The organism is Bacillus sp. YBsi01, assembly GCF_038406745.1.
In the GTDB taxonomy this organism is placed as follows: Bacteria; Bacillota; Bacilli; order Bacillales; family Bacillaceae; genus Bacillus; species Bacillus siamensis.
The window spans coordinates 3,633,119-3,651,286 of record NZ_CP151679.1 but is presented as its reverse complement, the minus strand read 5'-3'; the positions used below and the strand labels follow the sequence as shown (position 1 = coordinate 3,651,286).

Genomic DNA, 18,168 nt, shown 5'->3' with positions numbered 1-18,168 from the left:
CATTCACCTCACTTCATCAAGTTCCATATCACGTACGTCGATTTTGCCTGTTACTGCTTCGTAGATAAGGGATTGGCGGTATTCTTTTAATTTTTCAATTTGCTTCACTAGATTTGATTTAATACTATCTATTTCACCAATTTTAATATCTAAGTAATTTAATATTTCGGTTTGTTCAACTATTGATGGTATTGGGTAAGAAAAATTAACAAATGTTTCTTGGTATAAATGTTTAATTGTTGAACCAGTTTCCATAAATTTAATATATTTATCAAAAATAGTTGAACTTAATAGCCAATACATATATTTAGATAAATATTTATTATGGAAAGGTCTTGTAACGAACACACCGCTGTTCAAGATTGCTTTATATGGCATTTCTTTCACAATAGCCAATTTACCAATAGTACCGTCTTTGGTTATCAATAAATCATTTTCCTGTAATTGAATAGGAGGCGCTTCATTATATCGTTCTTCACTAATATGATAACATGTATCCCAATTTACAAATCCCTGTGTAAAGTCTGTCCCTGTTACTAAAAAAGGACCTTCATCAATAAATTCATCCGACTTTAAACCTTGCCACCCTATTCGTCCTTTTACATAAGTAGTGTACTTAATTTTTGTAACTTCCCAATGCTCAGGAATCTCACCAACCCATTCAACCCCTGAATCTTTCATTTTCACATTCGGATTCAAACCTTTTGTAACAGCTTCTGTGATGATTGATTGGCGTTGTTGTTCAAGTAAACTAATTTTTTTTTCCTTCATCTCAATTAGTTTATCAATCTGCACTACTTTGCTTTCCATATACTGAACTAGCTTTTCTTGAAAATGTATAGGTGGTACTGAAATAAATAAATTCTCAATTACCTTCATTCCTATATTTTGCTGTGTACCAAAGCTCCAACTAATTTCTACTTGTTCTCTAAATGCAACTGAACCAATGAAATAATATAAATATTTCGGGAGTATTTTCTTTTTATCCGCTCTAATTAATGCAAGTGGAGACCAAATACTAAACTCTTCCTCAGTTTCAACCATAGCTACGTTACCAGTAGTAGCACCCGACTTAATCATAAAAATATCATCTCGTTGTGGCTTACACTTCTTTATATATTTTTCATGGTCTTCTTGAGAAATATATCCTCGCTTAAAATTAAAATCTAACTTTCCATTTTTTACAGACTCTGCTGATAAGAAAGGGATACCTTCATCCAAGAGTTCTGGTGTTTCATGGGGTCCATCAGTAATAGGCGTATCTAATACTCGCTTTATTTTTAATACCTTCCAATCAATATTAATTGGCGTTTTCTCTAATTCAAATAAAGGTTTCATTCCATCACCCTCTTCAACTGCTCAGCAATCTCCGCTTCTAATGTACGAATCTCGTCCATAATTTCTGCTGAGCTGCGTAATGCCGTGTATTTGTAGAACTGACGGGTAAATGGAATTTCATAGCCGATTTTTGTTTTTGATTCATCAATCCATGCATCTGGTACATGTGGTAACACTTCACGTGCAAAGTAGTCATGAATGTTCTCTTTTAAAGGTACATTTTCAGTATCACGTAAATCCGTATCCGGTTCGATGTCTGTTTTATTTTTCATACATACATCGGCTGTTTCATCTTTTTCAGATAGACCAGCTAAAATTGCTTTTAATACAGGTGCTCCGATAGTAATGCCCGCTTGCTTCAATGCGTCTTTTACTATTTTCGTGAACTCGTCACGATTTTTATATTCTGTATCGCTTTCTAACGTGCGTAGAACATATAAAATTTGCGTTTGCAGCTTCTTACCCTCTTCAATTTCAAAGTGACCTGCATCACCTTTTTTCTTAGATGTTGCTAAGTTCATAAAGCCTTTTTGCTCTACTACACGTGCCAAGCGCTCTTCATTTACTTGGAAGTTTAAACGTAACGGACGTTCTACTGTAATTTTCGCATAGCCAAAGGCTTCATTCTCAAAAACCTTCACGTACTCATTTGACTGTGCATCACCGTATAAACGAACAATCTCATTAATTTGCTCTTCCGTAATTTCGTTACGCTTGCTCCCCATCGACTTTTTCATTTTTTTCGAAAAGTCTACAGCATTGACTAACCGTACTTTCCCTTTATAAAGAGGTGCTTTATTGTTCGTTAAAATCCAAATGTACGTTGCAATGCCTGTGTTGTAGAAAAGATCGTTCGGCAATGCCACAATACCTTCTACTAAATCGTTTTCAAGCACATACTTACGAATTTCGCTTTCACCAGAACCTGCATCACCTGTAAATAACGGCGAACCATTCATAATAATGGCTAAACGAGAGCCTTGTGGATTTTCTGCTGTGACTGGCTTCATTTTTGATATTAAGTGCATGAGGAATAATAGCTGCCCGTCACTTGTACGAGGCGTACCAGGTCCGAAACGGCCATCAAAACCTTGTTTCTCATGTTCGTTTTTAATCGCCTTTTCATATGATTTCCAGTCCACTCCGTACGGTGGATTTGAAATTAAGTAATCGAATGTATCGTGTGGGAATTGATCGTTTGATAACGTATTCCCTAAACGGATATTACGTGCATCTTCACCTTTAATAAGTAAGTCTGCCTTACAAATGGCATAGGATTCAGGGTTAATTTCCTGACCAAAAAATTCTAAATGGGCTGTTGGATTTTGATTAAGTAAATATTCTTGCGCAACTGAACCCATACCACCTGTACCAGCTGCACAGTCATACAATGTTTGTGTTAAACCTGGCTTCGTTAATATGCTTGCATCATCATGTAAGAATAATAAATGTGTCATTAAACGAATAACTTCACGCGGCGTGTAATGGTCCCCTGCTTCTGCATACTCATTGAACCGACGAATTAGTTCCTCAAATACATAACCCATCTCAATGTTTGAAACTGTTTCTGGATGTAAATCAATTTTACTAAAGCGTTTAATCGTTAAGTATAATAAGTCATTTTGATCAAGTTTATCGATTTGGCGATCGAAGTCGAAGTGCTCCATGATATCACGAGCCACTTTTGAGAAACCATTTATATAGTCACGTAAGTTATCAGCGATATTATCAGCGTCTGTTAATAGCTTGTTAAAGTCATATTTACTTGTGTTGTGGAAGTTTTGCTTAGAAACACGATTTAAAATCTGCTCACGTGCTTCATATGTCATATTTGGATACTGCTCTGCTTTCGCTAACACTTCTTCTTTTGTACTTTCTAATACGCAGTCAAAACGACGTAATACAGCTAATGGCAATATAATTTCACCGTAGTCTTCCGGCTTATATGGTCCACGTAAAATCTCAGCAATTGACCAAATGAAGCTTACTTTATCTTGGAAGTTAATCATGTTATATACCTCATTTAATAATTTTTTTCGAATCTACTTTTCATGTATAGCTAGATTGAGATAATTTGAGAAGTTTTTAGGATGCTTATCTCATTGTAATAACTGAGCATTTTTTCTCTCATATCACCTATTGACGACCTACTATTCACTGATTCATCAAAATAGATATCATTACCTACTATTATAGGAGTTTGCACAAAAAAAGTAATACCATATAGAAATCTCCCTCTCATTTGCTACTATATGTTTCTTTTTCTTAGTAAGCATCCAAATTTTATGGAATCTCCCTATAAAGTAAAGGGGTGGGGCACAAAACCCCTTTATCTGATGAGAGGTCAAACGATACAAACATTCTGACTTCTTGAAAAAATCCGCTTATTATACTAACTATTTAGATTATTAAAGAATAATAGAGAAAAATTTATGTATTCAAATTGTGTTACTACACACATCATCAATCCTGAGCGAAATAGTGCCTATTTCTACTCTTAAATATTAATATTAGAAATCAGTTGTGATCACTACAAGTCATTCTAAATGACTTAAAACATCTAGCATCAATTTGGACAATCAGGAAATTTTGCATATCCTTGAAAACAATCTACTCAACAGAAAAAGAAGTCACTCAATTTGTTTATTGACGAAAAAATATCCAAAGCAGATTATGATGGAGTGTCATCGATATCAATAACCACACGTACATTATCAATTCTAAAACCGAGCAATTGAAGTCTTCTCTTGAAACCAATATCAATGAAATTAAACAACAGTTAGATGCTTTTATGGAATTTCAAGAATTAACTCAAGAAATACTTCATCGCTTTCTTGAGTTAATTCTTGAAATAAAAGCAGATGAAGTTCGAGAATTTTTTTATTCGATTCTCGAACCCACCTGCTTCCTTATTTAATTAATTCCAGCACAGCCACACACTCCACATGATTCGTATGGGGAAACATATCCACAGGCTGCACTTCGAGCGTCTGATACCCGCCATCCTTAAGCACCCGCAGGTCTCTTGCAAGCGTTCCTGGATTGCAGGACACGTACACCACCCGCTTCGGTTTCATGTCGATGATTGTGCGCAACAGCGCTTCGTCACAGCCCTTTCTTGGCGGATCGACGACTAGTGTATCTGCCGTGATGCCTTCTTCGTACCACTTTGGAATGACGGTTTCTGCTTCTCCGACTGCGAATTCTGCGTTTTTGATGCCATTCAGCTCAGCATTGCGTTTCGCATCCTCGATGGCTTCCGGCACGATTTCGACGCCGTACACTTTTTTCGCCTGCTTCGCCAGAAATAGAGAAATCGTCCCGATGCCGCAGTAGGCGTCGATGACGGTTTCTTCCCCTTGCAGCTCCGCGTACTCAAGCGCTTTGTCGTAGAGCACTTTTGTCTGTTCCGGGTTAACCTGATAGAACGATCTGGCGGAGATGGCGAATTTGACGTCTCCGATGAGGTCGTAGATGTATTCTTCGCCCCAGATGACGTTTGTTTCGTCCCCAAAAATCACGTTTGTTTTATTTGGGTTGATGTTTTGCACGATTGATTTAACGTGCGGGAATTGCGCCGTAATGTCTTCGATGATCTTCGCTTTGTGCGGGAAGTCGTTTGTTCTTGTGATGAAGACGATCATCATTTCGCCCGTGACGACGCCGTATCTGACCATGATATGGCGGAGCCAGCCTTTGTGGCGTTCTTCGTTGTAGGCTTTGACACCGTAGTTTGCGCAGATATCTTTGACGGCTTTGACGGCTTCGTCGTTTTTGGATTGCTGGATCAGGCAGGCGCTCATGTCGATGATGTCATGGCTTCTTTGCTGATAAAATCCGGCGACGAGTCCGCCTTCTCTTTCACCGACAGGCACCTGTGCTTTGTTTCTGTAGTTCCACGGGTCTTCCATGCCGAGCGTCGGGTGCACGGTGACTTTAGAGAGATCCAGCTTGCCGATCCGTTCTAAGACGTCTTTGACTTGTTTCTGTTTAAACAAGAGCTGGCCTTCATAGGTCATGTGCTGGAGCTGGCAGCCGCCGCATTGCTTGTAGATTGGGCACGGGGCATCCGTTCTGTGCGGGCTTTCTTCCTTCAGCTCGATTAAGCGGCCGAAAGCGAAGCCTTTTTTGACGCGTGTCACTTTGATTTGCGCTTTTTCCTCAGGCAGGGCGTTCGGCACGAAGATCGGGAAGCCCTCAACCTTTGCGACGCCCGCTCCTTCGTGCGTCAAATCCTCAAATGTCACGTCATAGTATTCATTTTTTTCTATCGGGGGTTTCATTTTCATCTATAATCACCTCTAGTTTTAAGCGAAAGAAAACTCGGCCAAAAGCCTTGTTTCAGCGTGCTGGCAAACCTTCAAATTCAGGCCTTCAAAGGTTTCCGATCACGCTGAAAAGATGACAAAATCCTAAAACGAATACTGTTTTAGGATTTTGTCCGCGTATTAATCATCCAGCTGTTCCGCTTTCTCCTTCGGCATGATGACGTGAATATGCCGATACAGATTCACGAATTCGCCGGGCAGCATGCCGCCGTATTCGCCATCCAGGTTCAGCTGCATCTTTTCTGATACATTGACTTTTACACGGTTCGCTTTTGTGTAAATAATGTGCTGATCGTTAATATGATCGCCTCTGAGCGCCATGCTCGCGACTCTGATAAACTCCGCGAGGTTGGCTTTTTTCAAAATAATTAAATCAAACATGCCGTCATTCAGGCTGGAATCAGGGGCCAGCTTCTCGAATCCGCCGACCGAGTTGGTCAACGTCACTAAAAACAGCATAATTTCGCCTTGAAACAGCTTGCCGTCATATTCAATCTCGACTTCTGTCGGTCGAAGTGAAGGCAGCATTTCCATTCCCTTTAAATAATAAGCAAGCTGGCCGAGCATCGTTTTCAGTTTGCTCGGCACATCATACGTCAGCTCCGTCAGACGGCCTCCGCCGGCGATGTTGATGAAGTACTGACCGTTCACCTGACCGATGTCGATCGGGCGGGCTGCGCCGTTAATGACGGTATCAGCGGCATTCAGTATACTCTCTCTCGGAATGCCCAGCGCTCTGGCGAAGTCATTTGTCGTGCCGACCGGAATGATGCCGAGTGTCGGGCGTTTGTCTAACGGCGCAAGGCCGTTGACGACTTCATTAATCGTTCCGTCTCCGCCGGCTGCGATAATCAGGTCAAACTCCCGCAAAGCGGCTTCTGTTGCGGCGTGAGTGGCATCCCCCGCGCATGTGGTGGCATGGGTGGAGGTTTCATAACCGGCTTGTTCAAATTTTTGCAGGACCTGGGCAAGATTTTTCTTAAAAAGCTCCCGTCCTGAAGTCGGATTGTATATTATGCGTGCACGTTTCATTATCTCATCATCCTACTTAAGAGTATCCGATCCATTATTAACACTAACAACCTTTAATTATACTATGACTTGAGAAAATCGCAACAATATGTACAGGAATTGCCAGAAGAAAAAAGGCCCCGGCTCCTTTTAAGGAGCCAAGGCCCGCTGTCTTACTCTTCTTCTGTTCCTGGTTTTTTCTTACGGAATTTCGCCAATACTTCATATACGATCGGCACAATCAGAAGGGTAAGCAGAGTCGAACTGATTAAACCGCCGATAACGGTGACACCGAGTCCTTTAGAAATGACCTGGCTTCCGCCTTCGAAGCCCAATGCCAATGGAAGCAGGGCGCCGATTGTCGCGATCGCCGTCATCAGAATCGGACGCAATCTCGTAGAGCCGGCTTCAAGGAGCGCTTCTCTCGTCGATAAGCCTTCCGCTTCTTTATGAATGACGCGGTCAATTAAGACAATCGCGTTTGTAACGACGATTCCGATCAGCATCAGCATACCTATCATGGCGTTCAGACTGATCGTCTCTCCGGATACATACAGTCCGGCTAATGCGCCGATGATTGTAAACGGAAGCGAGAACAGAATCGCAAACGGCGCTAATGCTCCGCCGAACGTAATCACAAGCACGAGGTATACGATGGCGATTGCGGCAAGCATCGCTAAACCGAGTTTCGTAAAGGAATCAGCAATATCGGCTGATACACCGCCGGTATCAATGGATACATTGTCCGGCTTATCCAGTTTGTCTACTTTCTTTTGAACGGCTGATGACACCTTCGTGATGTTGTCAGAAGTGACGGTTGCCGTTACGTCAGCGTACACTTTGCCGTCGCGTCTGGAAATGGTATCAGATGTCGTGCCGTTTTTCACTTTCGCCACATCGCCGATTTTTACTTCTTGGCCTGCAGGCGATGTGATGGTTTTATCCTCTAATTCTTTTACACTCTTATACTGGTCTTTTTCTGTTTTGATGTTTACGTCAAGCTCTTTGCCGTCTTTTTTCACCGTTGTCAAAGGAGACTGTGACGTTTGCGGCATCAAGGCTTGGGAGATTTGCGAAGCCGTCAGGCCCAGCTTGCTGAGCTTCTCCTGGTCAGCGGTGAACGTGTACTCATCATATGTGCTGGAAAGGCCTGAGTTGACGTCTTTCAGATCCTTCTGCTTTTTCATGATGCCTTCGATGTCTTTGACCGTGCCTTTAATATCAGACTCTGAATCTCCGTACACATAGTACGTTAATTCGTTGTTATTGCCTGACGAGCTGAAATTTTGTGATTTCCATTCGCCGCGGCTGGATGTTTTTTTGACTTCTTTTAAGACATTGTCTTTTTCTTTGTCAAAATCAGGCGTGTCATCCTCGTATTTCACGTAGAACAATGCCCCGTTTGAGCTTCCGCCGAGCGGGCTTTGCGAGCCTAATGAATACTGGACGGTATCGACATGTTTGCGTTTAAGCAGCATGTCTTCCGCTTTTTGCGCAGCTTTTTCAGCTTCGCTTTTCGTTTCGCCCGGTTCAGGCGTGTATGTGAGCTGCATCGTTTTGTCCGCTTGCGCAGGCAGGTAGCTCGCGCCGATCAGAGGTACGAGGAACAAACTGCCGGCAAGCATCAGAACCGCGATAATAGATGTAATCCATTTATGGCTTAATGACCAATTCAGCACTTTTTTATAGAAATTGGCCAATCTGCCCGGCTTATGCTCTTTCGCTTTAACAGGCGCGCCTGTGAGCGATTTTTTGAATAAACTGTGCGCAAGCATCGGCACCAGTGTGATGGAAATCAACAATGATGCGGCAAGCGCGAAAACGATTGTTAAGGCAAACGGCATAAACAGTTCGCCGATCTGTCCGCCGACCATGGCAAGCGGCAGGAATACGGCAATGGTTACGATCGTTGATGACATGATCGGTTTAAACATTTCTTTTGTCGCTTCACGCACCAATTGCTTCCCGCGTAAAGGCTCATCTTTCAGCCTCATGCGGCGGTAAATGTTTTCGATAACGACAATGGAATCATCGACTACCCGTCCGATGGCGACCGTCATCGCGCCGAGTGTCATAATGTTCAATGTGACATCGAGCTGATTCAGCACCAGAAGCGCAATCAGCAGTGACAGCGGGATGGAAACGATAGAAATCATCGTTGATTTAATATCTCTTAAGAATAAGAGAATAATCACGACCGCAAAAATCGCGCCGAAAATCGCTTTGCTTAACATCGTCTCCACTGACTCTGTAATCGGCTTTGCCATATCAAGAGTCGAGCTGTACTTGAACCCTTTGTGGTCTTTTTTGTATTGATTCAGTTCATCTTTAATCGCATCGGCCACTTCCACCGTGTTGGCGTCATTGGCCTTTACGATATTAATTCCGATGCTGTCCTTTCCGTTCGTGCGGGAAATGGATTCTGCTTTTTTCACATCTTTAATGTCGGCAATGTCAGAAAGCTTGACTGTCGGCACCCCTGCTGATGCGCTTTGCTGTGCCTGCTGCGCAGCCTGAGCGTCCGCCGCAGATGCCGCACCAGCTCCGCCCGCTTGACCTTGAGCGGCAGAAGAAGATGTGACCGGGATTCTCATATCTTTCAGATCTTTAATTGACGTAATATTTCCGTTAACGACAACTGATTTTTCTTTGTTGCCGAACGTGTACAATCCAAGCGGCGTATTGACGTCAGAGCCTTGGATCACTTTCTTGACGGTATCTTCATCAAGTCCGTACTCTTTCATTTTTTTGTCTTTGAAAGAGAATTCCACCTGCTCTTCCTGCTGTCCGGAAACTTGCACGGACGCAACGCCCTGGATGCCTTTGAGCTTAGGAACGAGAGTGTTTTCCACATTTTTGGTCAGATCTTCAAGCGAGCTTTTGCCGCTTGTCACACTGAGCGTCAAAATCGGGAAAGAGTTGAGACTGTAACGGGAAATGTCAGGTTTTTTCGCGTCGTCAGGAAGGCTGACACTGTCCAGCGCTTCAGCGACTTCAGTTTTCGCCTTGTCCATATCCTTGCTGTAATCATATTCAATCGTAACCGATGAGACGTTTTCAGAGGATGTGGACGATACGACGCTCACTCCTTCTAAATTCTGCACCGCCTGCTCAATTGGTTTCGTTACGTCATCCGCAACTTGACTCGGAGCAGCTCCGGGATAAGTCGTATTTACTGAGAGATAAGGCATGTTGACGTCCGGTATGGATTCCTGTTTCATATTCAGACCGGCATACAGCCCTGCTACAGTAACGATAATCGTCATCAGCCAAACTGCGAATTTGTTCTTCAGTACAAAGTTAATAATGTGGTTCATCATGTCCTCCGTTATTTTTTATTGACTGACTGGTCATTCTATATAATACTAAACGGTATAACTCAACATCGTCAACCAATAAGGCAGTAAATTTTTCTAAATTTTTCAAGGATTAAGGGGAAGCACGTCATGAACGAAAAAAAAGAGAAAATCATAAAAACAGGCATCCATTTATTTGCTAAAAAAGGATTTTCTTCAACAACGATTCAGGAAATCGCCGGCGAGTGCGGAATTTCAAAAGGCGCCTTCTATCTCCATTTCAAATCAAAAGAAGACCTTTTGCTGTCCGCATGTGAGTATTACATCGGCATGTCTATGGAAGAAATAAAGAAGATCAAAACAGAACATCTGCATAAACCGCCTAAGGACGTATTCCAAAAACAAATCGCATATCAATTCCAGGAATTTATGGAGCATAAGGACTTTATCATTCTCTTGCTGAGCGAAAAGGTCATCCCAGAAAATCAAAAGGTAAAACAATACTTTCATGAGGCGAATATTCAATTTAACATGCTGTACCGGGATGCTTTGCTGTCCGTTTACGGAGATGCCGTCATACCGTTTTTAGCGGACGCATCCGTTATGGCCCAAGGGATTGTGAGTTCTTATATCCATTTCTTGATTTTCAATGAAAATACCGCATTCCGGACGGAAAACGTGGCCCCCTTTCTGATCGCCAGGATCGATGATCTGATTACCGGACTGATAAAAGACAATCCCGATCCGCTTTTGCCTGAGGATATTTTCACTCAGCCCGCGGCGGACAGAAAGAGACTGATCGCGGATATTCAAATGGCAAAAGCTCAGCAGGGGCTGCCTGAGGACGTTCTCGTTTCGCTGGAAGTCATTGAAGAGGAAAGCGCAAAGGAAGAGCCGCGCAAACCGATTATTAAAGGAATGCTGTCCAATTTGGCAGGCAGCGGAAATAAACAGATTGAAACGCTGCGTGCTTCCATTGAAACCTATTTCAGCTTATAAAAAAAGAGACCGGCGCATACCGGTCTCCGTGTCAGCAGCGCCCTTACAGGCGGCTGCTTTTTTTATCGTTTTTTGATTTCTTCAAGTAAGATTTTGTTGACCATCGGCGGGTTGGCCTGTCCTTTTGAGGCTTTCATGATCTGCCCGACAAGGAAGCCGATCGCGCGGTCTTTTCCGTTTTTGAAGTCTTCAATTGACTGCGGGTTGCTGTCAAGCGCATCTGTCACCAGCTTCAGAAGCACGCTTTCGTCAGAAATCTGCACGAGGCCTTTTTCTTTGACGATTTTTTCAGCGTCTCCGCCTTTTTCAATTAATTCTTTGAAGACTTTCTTCGCGATTTTAGACGAAATGGTCCCTTTTTCAATCAGCTTAATCATGCCGGCAAGGCCTTCAGGAGTCAGTGCGACATCCTCAAGCTCTTTTTGTTCGGCGTTCAGGTAAGCTGACACTTCACCCATCAGCCAGTTTGATGCCTGCTTGGCTTCTGCGCCTTTATTGACCGTTTCTTCGAAGAAATCAGCCATTTCTTTCGTCAGCGTCAGAACCATTGCGTCATAAGCCGGCAGGCCGAGCTCTTCGATATAACGTTTGCGGCGCTCATCCGGAAGCTCAGGAATGGTTGCTCTTACGCGTTCTTTCCATTCGTCATCAATGTAGAGCTCGACAAGGTCAGGCTCTGGGAAATAACGATAGTCATCCGAACCTTCTTTGATACGCATCAAAATGGTTTTTTTCGTCGCTTCATCGTAGCGGCGCGTCTCCTGCTGAATGACGCCGCCTGACAGAAGCACCTGCTCCTGGCGTTTTTCTTCATGCTCAAGGCCTTTTTGCACGAATGCGAAGGAGTTTAGGTTTTTCAGCTCCGTTTTTGTACCGAATTTCTCCTGGCCGATCGGACGGAGAGAAATGTTGGCGTCACAGCGCAGTGAACCTTCTTCCATTTTACAGTCAGACACGCCTGTGTATTGGATAATTGATTTCAGCTTTTCGAGATATGCGTAAGCTTCCTCCGGTGTGCGGATATCCGGCTCAGATACAATCTCGACAAGCGGCGTGCCCTGGCGGTTGAAGTCAACGAGGGAATAGCCGTCGCCCGTATGCGTCAGTTTTCCCGCATCTTCTTCAAGGTGAAGACGGGTAATGCCGATTTTTTTCGTTTTTCCGCCGACTTCGATTTCAATCCAGCCATTTTCGCCGATCGGCTTGTCAAATTGAGAAATTTGATATGCCTTCGGGTTGTCCGGGTAGAAATAGTTTTTCCGGTCAAACTTCGTATCCGTTGCGATTTCGCAGTTCAAAGCCATTGCGGCTTTCATCGCGAATTCGACCGCTTCTTTGTTTAAAACGGGCAGCACGCCGGGATACCCAAGGTCAATGACGCTCGTTTGGGTATTGGCTTCCGCTCCGAATGGCGTCGGTGAGCTTGAGAAAATTTTAGATTTTGTTTTTAATTCCACATGGACTTCAAGTCCGATTACCGTTTCAAAGTTCACTTCATTTCACCCCTTACAGTTCAGGTTTCGCTTTATGATGATCTGTTGCCTGCTCAAAAGCATGAGCGACGCGGTATACAGTGCCTTCATCGAAGTGTTTTCCGATGATTTGCAGTCCGAGCGGCAGTCCGTCCGCAAATCCGCACGGCACGCTGATTCCCGGCACACCCGCGAGATTGACAGGGATCGTTAAAATATCGTTGGCGTACATTGTGAGCGGATCGCTGGTTTTTTCGCCGATTTTGAAAGCCGGTGTCGGCGTTGTCGGTCCGACGATGACATCGTATTTCTCAAAGACGTCTTCAAAATCTTTTTTAATGAGCGTGCGCACTTTTTGCGCTTTTTTGTAATACGCGTCATAGTAGCCGGAGCTGAGCGCGAAGGTGCCGAGCATGATGCGGCGCTTCACTTCGTTGCCGAAGCCTTCTGAGCGTGTCTGTTTATAAAGGTCGATCAGGTTGTCCGCATTGTCTGAGCGGTATCCGTAGCGGATGCCGTCAAAGCGCGCAAGGTTCGCAGACGCTTCGGAAGATGACAGCAGATAATACGTCGCAAGCGCGTATTTGCTGTGCGGCAGAGATACTTCTTCCCATGTCGCTCCAAGGTCTTCAAGCACTTTTAAAGCGGCTAAAACCGATTCTTTCGCTTCTTTGCCGACGCCTTCTCCGAGATATTCTTTCGGTACGGCGATTTTTAAGCCTTTAATGTCGCCCGTTAATGAAGAAAGAAAGTCCGGCACTTCGACATTGGCGCTCGTAGAGTCCATTTTGTCCGCGCCTGAAATCGCCTGAAGCAGGAATGCGTTATCTTCTACGTTTCTTGTGATCGGTCCGATCTGGTCTAATGAAGACGCAAAAGCGACCAAACCGTAACGTGACACGCGTCCGTATGTAGGCTTTAATCCGACGACGCCGCAGAAAGAAGCTGGCTGACGGATGGAACCGCCCGTATCAGATCCGAGTGAAAACGGCACTTCGCCGGCTGCAACCGCAGCTGCGGAACCGCCGCTTGATCCGCCGGGAACCGTATCAAGATTCCAAGGGTTTTTCGTCGCTTTGTACGCGGAGTTTTCAGTAGAAGAACCCATCGCGAACTCGTCCATATTCAGCTTTCCGATCGTGACGGCTTCAGCGGCCTGAAGGCGCTCTACTACCGTCGCATCGTAAATCGGATCGAAGTTTTCGAGGATTTTGCTTGAGCATGTTGTGCGAAGCCCTTTTGTCACGATGTTGTCTTTGACGCCGATCGGCATTCCGAAAAGAAGACCGTGTTCAGACCGGCCGTCAACCGCTTCGTCAAGCTCTTTCGCGTAAGCGCGGGCTCTTTCTTCGTCAAGCTGCAAAAACGCCTGCACCTTATCATCCACGGATGCGATCCGTTTGTAAGATTCGTCAACAAGATCGGAAATCTTGATGTCTTTATTATGTATCATTTGTTTCAGTTCTGTGATTTTGTGATCAAATAATGACATACTGTCTCCCTCCTTTAATCCAGAATAGATGGCACACGGACATAGCCGTCTTTATGATCGGGAGCATTCTTCATGACATCCTCGACCGGAAGGCCTTTACCCGCTTCATCTTCTCTCATTACGTTTTTCATTTTCAGTACGTGTGTTGTCGGTTCCACGTTATCCGTGTCCACTTCATTAAGCTCCTCGGCAAACGAGATGATGCTGTCAAGCTGTTCTGTGAACATTTCAGCTTCTTCATCCGTAATGGCGAGTCTCGCCAAATGAGCGACATGTTTTACTTCTTCTATAGAAATTCGTGACATAAGATCCACCTCCGCATAATTCTCCGTTTCGTCATATAATACAGATCATATCAAAAACGAGCCCTCTAAAGCAACAAAACGCCGCCTCCTGAGGCATGATGAAACCCTCTCTATTTTATCCTAAATCGGGGAGAAAGAGAAACGAATTATATGTCAGAAAATTTTTACTTTTATAATTTATTGGTAGCGTTTTCATCTTTAAGCTGTTCTATGTTGCCGGGGATTTTTTCCTTGAATGGGCCAGGTTTCGAGAGTTGATTGATCGGGGATACTTTGTTAGGTTTAGTAACCATAGCCTGCACAAAATCATGCATTCGGCATGTCATGATGACTAAAGGCTGGCCGCCGGCGCAAAAGTCCGGCACTACTAATCTGCAGAGGTGATGCAACATTTACTTAAAAGAAGAGAGGGTCCAGAAACGTGAGTATTGAATTAATTATATCTCTTGGCATTTACTTTGCTGCCATGCTGTTGATCGGCTGGTACGCATTCAGAAAGACAACGAATATTAATGATTACATGCTGGGCGGAAGAGGACTCGGCCCGTTCGTAACGGCGCTGTCCGCAGGTGCGGCGGACATGAGCGCATGGATGCTGATGGGGGTTCCCGGCGCAATGTTCGCAACGGGATTATCGACCTTATGGCTGGCGCTCGGTTTGACGATCGGCGCATATTCAAATTATCTGCTGCTTGCTCCGAGGCTGCGCGCCTATACGGAAGTTGCGGATGATGCGATTACGATTCCCGATTTCTTCGATAAACGGTTCCGCCATTCGTCATCATTGCTGAAAATTGTTTCCGCCGTGATTATTATGATCTTTTTCACACTGTACACATCGTCCGGAATGGTATCCGGAGGCAGGTTATTTGAATCGGCATTCGGCGCCGACTACAAATTCGGTTTGTTTTTAACGGCCGGTGTTGTTGTGCTTTACACGCTGTTTGGCGGTTTCCTTGCTGTCAGTCTGACTGACTTCGTACAGGGAGCGATCATGTTTGCGGCATTAGTGCTTGTGCCGATCGTTGCTTTTACCCAGCTCGGGAGCGTTTCAACGACGATTGATTCGATCAACGCCGTTAACCCGAAACTATTGGATATCTTTAAAGGCGCGAGCGTCATTAGCATTATTTCTTACTTGGCATGGGGACTCGGCTATTACGGCCAGCCTCATATCATCGTACGATTTATGGCGATTAAAGAAGTGAAGGATTTAAAACCCGCCCGCAGAATCGGGATGAGCTGGATGGTTATTTCAGTTGTCGGTTCACTGCTTACCGGGATTATCGGGGTTGCGTATTCTCATCACTTCGGGGTCTCCGTAAAAGATCCGGAAACGATTTTCATTATTTTTTCTAAAATCTTGTTCCATCCGCTGATTACGGGCTTCCTGCTGTCTGCAATTTTAGCGGCGATTATGAGTTCCATCTCCTCACAGCTTCTCGTAACGGCAAGCGCCATTACGGAAGATTTATACCGCGCCTTTTTCAGACGGGAAGCGAGCGATAAAGAATTGGTCATGACCGGACGCCTGTCGGTATTAATCGTGGCCGTAATTGCCATCCTGCTTTCCATGAATCCGAACAGCACCATTCTTGATCTGGTCGGATATGCGTGGGCAGGCTTCGGTTCGGCCATCGGTCCGGCGCTCCTTCTCAGTCTGTACTGGAAACGGATGAATGAATGGGGAGCGCTTGCGGCGATGATTACCGGAGCTGCGGCCGTTCTAATCTGGATTACGACGGGGCTTGCCGCTTCAACAGGCATATACGAAATCATTCCGGGGTTCTTCCTCAGTCTGATTGCCGGTATTGCCGTCAGCCTGCTGACCAAAAAACCGGCCGATGCTTCTTATCAGCTTTTCAGCCGGATGGAAACTCTTTTGAAAAAGAAGAAATAGACAAAAAGCCGTCAGATTTTATCCCTGACGGCTTTTTTCTTCCGCACTTGTCCTGCTATAAATACTGTGAGAAAATCATATCAATTTACTATAAGAAAAACTGCGGAGGTGCTGTGCAAATTGAGCTGGCCTATCGATCCGGACATTTTATTAAAACTGGGCATTGCCACGCTGATCGGGATGATCATCGGTCTTGAGCGCGAGCTGAAAAATAAACCGCTCGGACTGAAAACCTGTATCGTCATCGCCGTCAGCTCCTGTATGCTGACGATCGTCAGCATTAATGCGGCCTATTATTTTCCGAAATATTACCGTATCATGATGGATCCGCTCCGTCTCCCCGCCCAAATCATTTCCGGCGTCGGCTTTATCGGTGCGGGCGTGATTCTGCGTAAAAGCAATGACGTCATTTCCGGCCTGACGACATCGGCTATCATCTGGGGTGCAGCCGGACTGGGTCTGGCCACAGGCGCCGGCTTTTATAAGGAGGCGTTCGCAAGCCTCTTGTTTATCCTGATCAGCGTCGAGTTTCTTCCGTGGCTGATCAGAAAAGTCGGCCCCAACCGCTTGAAAGAGAAAGATATCCGCGTGAGGATGTCTCTTTCCGACAAAGACAAAATGACCGAGATTTTAAAGGAAATGAAAAGCAAACAGCTCCGCATTCACTCCGTCCGGATAGATGATCTGCATGAAAAAGAATTTCCGATTATGGAAGTGAAAATCAGCGTTCATAAAAACCGCTACACAACGGACGTGTATTATGATATTAAAGAAATTCAGGGTGTCGTCGGAGTGAAATGCGATACGTTATAAAAAAACGCCGGACTGATGTCAGCCGGCGTTTTTCTATTTATGCTAATGCAGAAAAATGATATTCAGTAATCGGTGTTTCGTTTTCAATATCGCGTCTGAAGCCTTTCAGCATCTCAAGCTCTTCATCTCCGAGTGAGTCTAGGTCAAACGCCTGATGCAATAATCCGTAGATCAGCATATGGCGCAGCCGGAGGAAATCCGGGATTTTTTCAAGCCAGGCGGGATCAAGGTCATTTTCTTCCCTGTAGCCTTTCATAAAGTGTGTCATGAATTCACCCGTGAACGCGGCCTTGTCTTCATACGGGATGACCGGATACCACAACATGTTGTACAGCAAAATACTGATATCATTCACAAACCAATTGTAGCCGATATCATCAAAATCAAAGGCAGTAATTTTTCCGTTGTCCCAGTTGAAATTGCCATGGTGCAAATCGGCGTGCACCAAACCGTAGCTTTCCGGGTTCTTCGGCAATTTCCGCAGTTCCTCCATTAAAGCATCCGCCCGCTCGAATACGAGATGCTGATCTGCGGGCACGTATTTTCTCAGCTTCAGCTGCTCCTCTTCGTCCCATTCCTGCCTTTTATATTTCGGGTCGCTCAGACGGTAGCTTTTCGTCAGCCGATGCATGTTCCCCGTATACTTGCCAAGCTCATAAAACAGAGTTCCGTTCCAGTCTGATTCTTCTACTTTATGGCCCGGCGCTTTTTCATAGACTCTTAATAAAAACGCTCCGCCTTTTCCATCCGGCACTTTTTCGACATCTCTGCCATTTAATGAAGGAATCGGTTTTGCTGCTGAAAGCCCTCCCTTTGTGAGATGATGAAGCCATTCCATTTCTCCCAGAATATATTCCGGTGTTCTGCGGATCGTATGCGTAATTTTTAAAATATAAGGTTCGTTATCTTTCACAATTTCATATACGTAGTTCTCTGCGTCTGCGATAAATTGAAATTTGGTAAAGCCGTATATTTCACCGGCTTTAGCGAGCACCTTATCTTCCTCAAAAACCGCTTTAATATCTTTATGCATGCTGATTCACCCTCTTCATATCTTTTGGCAGTGATATGTGTACTCAGCATAAGTCATTCATCAACATCCCGCCCTTCTTTTTGTTCCTAACAGATTAGTAACATCCGCCTATAAACAAAAAAGTTTTTCCTGTTAATCCTTATTTATACAAATATCTTAACATACGTCACTGCTCTCACCA

Annotated in this window: 12 protein-coding genes; 3 read left to right on the top strand and 9 right to left on the bottom strand. The window is 44.5% G+C overall.

Annotated features, from left to right (window positions below):
- Positions 1-3: 3 nt before the first annotated feature.
- From AADZ70_RS18425 to AADZ70_RS18405, 5 genes are all read right to left on the bottom strand, one after another.
- Positions 4-1,338 (bottom strand): restriction endonuclease subunit S, encoded by a 1,335-nt coding sequence (locus AADZ70_RS18425; RefSeq protein ID WP_049628041.1) that lies wholly within the window; start codon positions 1,336-1,338, stop codon positions 4-6.
- A complete protein-coding gene (locus AADZ70_RS18420) occupies positions 1,335-3,347 on the bottom strand; it encodes a class I SAM-dependent DNA methyltransferase (RefSeq protein WP_342007449.1) in 2,013 nt (670 codons plus the stop codon). Before AADZ70_RS18420 ends, AADZ70_RS18425 begins: the two co-directional genes overlap by 4 nt.
- A gap of 900 nt (positions 3,348-4,247) precedes the next feature.
- Entirely contained in the window at positions 4,248-5,627 is a 1,380-nt protein-coding gene (rlmD, locus tag AADZ70_RS18415; RefSeq protein ID WP_342007448.1) for a 23S rRNA (uracil(1939)-C(5))-methyltransferase RlmD, read from the bottom strand.
- A 159-nt stretch (positions 5,628-5,786) separates the two neighbouring features.
- Entirely contained in the window at positions 5,787-6,698 is a 912-nt protein-coding gene (locus AADZ70_RS18410; protein WP_045926649.1) for a diacylglycerol kinase, read from the bottom strand.
- 152 nt (positions 6,699-6,850) lie between these two features.
- Positions 6,851-9,994 (bottom strand): efflux RND transporter permease subunit, encoded by a 3,144-nt coding sequence (locus AADZ70_RS18405; protein ID WP_045926648.1) that lies wholly within the window; start codon positions 9,992-9,994, stop codon positions 6,851-6,853.
- A gap of 129 nt (positions 9,995-10,123) precedes the next feature.
- Between AADZ70_RS18405 and AADZ70_RS18400 the strand changes: the two genes are divergently transcribed.
- Positions 10,124-10,972, top strand: coding sequence for a TetR/AcrR family transcriptional regulator (locus AADZ70_RS18400; protein ID WP_099744449.1), 849 nt, complete (start codon positions 10,124-10,126; stop codon positions 10,970-10,972).
- A 62-nt stretch (positions 10,973-11,034) separates the two neighbouring features.
- On the opposite strand, the gene gatB is transcribed toward AADZ70_RS18400, so the two are convergent.
- The 3 genes from gatB to gatC are packed head-to-tail and all read right to left on the bottom strand — an operon-like array spanning position 11,035 to position 14,241.
- Positions 11,035-12,465, bottom strand: a complete 1,431-nt coding sequence (gatB, locus tag AADZ70_RS18395; RefSeq protein WP_016936997.1) for an Asp-tRNA(Asn)/Glu-tRNA(Gln) amidotransferase subunit GatB — start codon at positions 12,463-12,465, stop codon at positions 11,035-11,037.
- Between the two features lie 13 nt (positions 12,466-12,478).
- Positions 12,479-13,936, bottom strand: coding sequence for an Asp-tRNA(Asn)/Glu-tRNA(Gln) amidotransferase subunit GatA (gene gatA / locus AADZ70_RS18390; protein WP_016936998.1), 1,458 nt, complete (start codon positions 13,934-13,936; stop codon positions 12,479-12,481).
- A 14-nt stretch (positions 13,937-13,950) separates the two neighbouring features.
- Positions 13,951-14,241 carry an Asp-tRNA(Asn)/Glu-tRNA(Gln) amidotransferase subunit GatC gene (gatC, locus tag AADZ70_RS18385; RefSeq protein ID WP_003155732.1) on the bottom strand — a complete coding sequence of 97 codons (291 nt, stop codon included), beginning with the start codon at positions 14,239-14,241 and terminating at the stop codon, positions 13,951-13,953.
- Between the two features lie 421 nt (positions 14,242-14,662).
- Here gatC and putP point away from each other — a divergent pair, with 421 nt between their 5' ends.
- Complete coding sequence (gene putP, locus AADZ70_RS18380; protein WP_016936999.1) at positions 14,663-16,141, top strand: sodium/proline symporter PutP; 1,479 nt, start codon at positions 14,663-14,665, stop codon at positions 16,139-16,141.
- A 180-nt stretch (positions 16,142-16,321) separates the two neighbouring features.
- A complete protein-coding gene (locus AADZ70_RS18375) occupies positions 16,322-16,954 on the top strand; it encodes an MgtC/SapB family protein (RefSeq protein WP_342008073.1) in 633 nt (210 codons plus the stop codon).
- Positions 16,955-16,991: 37 nt separating this feature from the next.
- Here AADZ70_RS18375 and AADZ70_RS18370 read toward each other — a convergent pair whose 3' ends face one another.
- The gene (locus tag AADZ70_RS18370; protein ID WP_342007447.1) at positions 16,992-17,987 is read right to left on the bottom strand and encodes a phosphotransferase enzyme family protein; all 996 of its coding nucleotides are present in this window, start codon (positions 17,985-17,987) and stop codon (positions 16,992-16,994) included.
- Between the last annotated feature and the right edge of the window lie 181 nt (positions 17,988-18,168).

Coding starts and splice junctions, on each gene's coding strand:
- AADZ70_RS18425 (WP_049628041.1), bottom strand. CDS start 1,338: ATGAAACCTTTATTTGAATTAGAGAAAACGCCAATTAATATTGATTGG.
- AADZ70_RS18370 (WP_342007447.1), bottom strand. CDS start 17,987: ATGCATAAAGATATTAAAGCGGTTTTTGAGGAAGATAAGGTGCTCGCT.
- rlmD (WP_342007448.1), bottom strand. CDS start 5,627: ATGAAAATGAAACCCCCGATAGAAAAAAATGAATACTATGACGTGACA.
- AADZ70_RS18405 (WP_045926648.1), bottom strand. CDS start 9,994: ATGAACCACATTATTAACTTTGTACTGAAGAACAAATTCGCAGTTTGG.
- AADZ70_RS18410 (WP_045926649.1), bottom strand. CDS start 6,698: ATGAAACGTGCACGCATAATATACAATCCGACTTCAGGACGGGAGCTT.
- gatC (WP_003155732.1), bottom strand. CDS start 14,241: ATGTCACGAATTTCTATAGAAGAAGTAAAACATGTCGCTCATTTGGCG.
- AADZ70_RS18400 (WP_099744449.1), top strand. CDS start 10,124: ATGAACGAAAAAAAAGAGAAAATCATAAAAACAGGCATCCATTTATTT.
- AADZ70_RS18420 (WP_342007449.1), bottom strand. CDS start 3,347: ATGATTAACTTCCAAGATAAAGTAAGCTTCATTTGGTCAATTGCTGAG.
- AADZ70_RS18375 (WP_342008073.1), top strand. CDS start 16,322: ATGATCATCGGTCTTGAGCGCGAGCTGAAAAATAAACCGCTCGGACTG.
- gatA (WP_016936998.1), bottom strand. CDS start 13,936: ATGTCATTATTTGATCACAAAATCACAGAACTGAAACAAATGATACAT.